Genomic DNA, 2252 nt, shown 5'->3' with positions numbered 1-2252 from the left:
CTCGGCCAGGCAGGCCGCGGCCTGCGCCGGGCCGAGGTCGATGCGGACGCCGAGCTCCTCCAGGACGTCGGCGCTGCCGCAGGCGGAGGAGGCGCTGCGGTTGCCGTGCTTGGCGACCGGGACCCCGCAGGCCGCCGCGACGACGGCCGCGGTGGTGGAGATGTTGAAGGTGTCGTGGCCGTCGCCACCGGTGCCGCAGGTGTCCAGGACCCGGCCGTCGCCGGCCAGGCGGGCGCCGAAGCCGCGGGCGGTGGCGACCAGTCCGACGATCTCCTCGATGTCGGCGCCGCGGGCGGACAGCGCCATGGCGAACCCGGCGATCTGACTGGCGGTGGCCTCCCCGGCGAGCACGGCGGCCATGGCGCGGCCGGTCTGCTCGCGGGTCAGCCGGCCGCCCCGGGCGAGGGTGCGCAGCGCGGCCTTCACCGGACCTCCTCTGGCTGCAGCGGGTGGAGCCGGCGAGCGGACTCCACGAAGTTGGCGACGATGCGCAGGCCGGCCTCGGTGAGAACGGACTCCGGGTGGAACTGCACCCCGTACGTCGGATGGGTGCGGTGACGCAGGCCCATCACCGTGCCGTCCTGGGCCCAGGCGTTGGCGAGGAGGGCGTCGGGCAGGGTGTCGGGGGCGACGGCGAGCGAGTGGTAGCGGGTGGCGGTGAACGGGTCGGGCAGGCCGGCGAGCACGCCGGTGCCGTCGTGCCGTACCTGTTCGGTCTTGCCGTGCACCGGGCCGACCCGGACGACGTCCGCGCCGAAGGCCTGCGCGATGGCCTGGTGGCCGAGGCAGACGCCGAGCAGCGGGAGGCGTCCGCTGAGCTCGCGGACGGCGGCGAGGCTGACGCCGGCCTGCCCGGGATCGCCGGGGCCGGGCGAGATCAGGACGGCGTCGTGGGCGGCGAGTTCGGCGGTGGTGACGGCGTCGTTGCGGTGGACGACGGGTTCGGCGCCGGCCTGCGCCAGGTACTGGACCAGGTTGTAGGTGAAGGAGTCATAGTTGTCGACGACGGCGACGCGCAGCGGACGTCGGTCCCGGCTCATGCGCCCACCTCGCTCGGCTCGCCGGAGGCGTCCGTCCGGGCGTCCCGCTGGACGGCGGCCTGCTCGACAGCGAACGCGTCCCGTTCGGCGATGTGCCCGCCCCACTCGCGGGCGGAGGCCTCGGCCCGTTCCACCGCGGCGAACAGCGCCTGTGCCTTGTTGAGGGTCTCCCGGTACTCGGCCGCCGGGTCGGAGTCGGCGACCACGCCGGCGCCCGCCTGGACCCAGGCCTTCCCGTCGGCGATGACGAGGGTGCGCAGCGCGATGGCCGTGTCCAGGTTGCCGCCGGTGCCGATGAAGCCGAGGGCGCCGCCGTAGACGCCGCGCCGTTCCTCCTCCAGTCCGGCGATGATCTCCATGGCCCGGATCTTGGGCGCGCCGGAGACGGTGCCCGCCGGGAAGGTGGCCCGCAGCGCGTCCAACGCGGTGCGGCCGTCGGCGAGTTCGCCGCTGACGGTGGACGAGAGGTGCATGACGTGCGAGTAGCGCTCGACCTCCATCAGCCGGTCGACGGTGACGGTGCCGGGGGCGGCGATCCGGCCGATGTCGTTGCGGCCGAGGTCGACGAGCATGATGTGCTCGGCGCGTTCCTTCTCGTCCGCCAGCAGTTCGGCGGCCAGGGCCGCGTCGGCCGCGGCGTCGGTGCCGCGCCAGCGGGTGCCCGCGAGCGGGCGGGTCTGCGCGCGGCCGTCCTCGACCTTGACCAGGAGTTCCGGTGAGGCGCCGATGACGTGCCGGCCGCCGCCGAGGGCGAGGTGGAACATGTACGGCGACGGGTTGACGGCGCGCAGGTGGCGGTAGACGTCGAGGGGTTCGGCGGCGAGCGGCTTGCTGAACCGCTGGGAGAGGACGACCTGGAAGATGTCCCCGGCCAGGATGTGCTCGCGCGCGGCGCCGACCATGTCGAGGAAGCGCTCCTCGCTGGTGTGGGCGCGCCAGGCGGAGCGGTCCTGCTGGTCGGCGGTCCGGGCGGGGGCGAGCGGCCGCGGGCCGGCGCCGCCGGGGCGGGGCGCGGGGCCGGTGAAGAGCCGGTCGCGGGTGGCGGTGAGGCGGGCGACGGCGTCCCGGTACGTCTCGGTGGCCGGGTGGTGGAGCGTGGTGATCAGCAGCCGGCGGGTGGCGTGGTCGAACACGACCAGGTCGTCGGCCTGGAGGAACACCGCCTCGGGCAGGCCGGGCCCGGCGCCGGGCGCGGTGGGCAGGTGCTCGAAG

The 2252-nt window shown here is 75.4% G+C and carries 1 protein-coding gene and 2 pseudogenes; all 3 read right to left on the bottom strand.

The features are described from left to right. A pseudogene (locus tag AB0O00_RS36435) lies at positions 1–414 on the bottom strand (anthranilate phosphoribosyltransferase); the annotation flags it as partial. An 8-nt stretch (positions 415–422) separates the two neighbouring features. After that, positions 423–1040 carry an aminodeoxychorismate/anthranilate synthase component II gene (locus AB0O00_RS36430; RefSeq protein ID WP_363658993.1) on the bottom strand — a complete coding sequence of 206 codons (618 nt, stop codon included), beginning with the start codon at positions 1038–1040 and terminating at the stop codon, positions 423–425. 110 nt (positions 1041–1150) lie between these two features. Continuing rightward, positions 1151–2252 (bottom strand): annotated as a pseudogene (locus tag AB0O00_RS36425) (anthranilate synthase component I family protein); the annotation flags it as partial.

It is taken from the genome of Kitasatospora sp. NPDC093558, assembly GCF_040683475.1.
GTDB lineage: Bacteria > Actinomycetota > Actinomycetes > Streptomycetales > Streptomycetaceae > Kitasatospora.
This window is presented reverse-complemented; position numbering and strand designations above follow the sequence as displayed.

Excerpts from the sequence above, each read along its gene's own strand:
- AB0O00_RS36430 (WP_363658993.1), bottom strand. The coding sequence starts at position 1,040 with ATGAGCCGGGACCGACGTCCGCTGCGCGTCGCCGTCGTCGACAACTAT.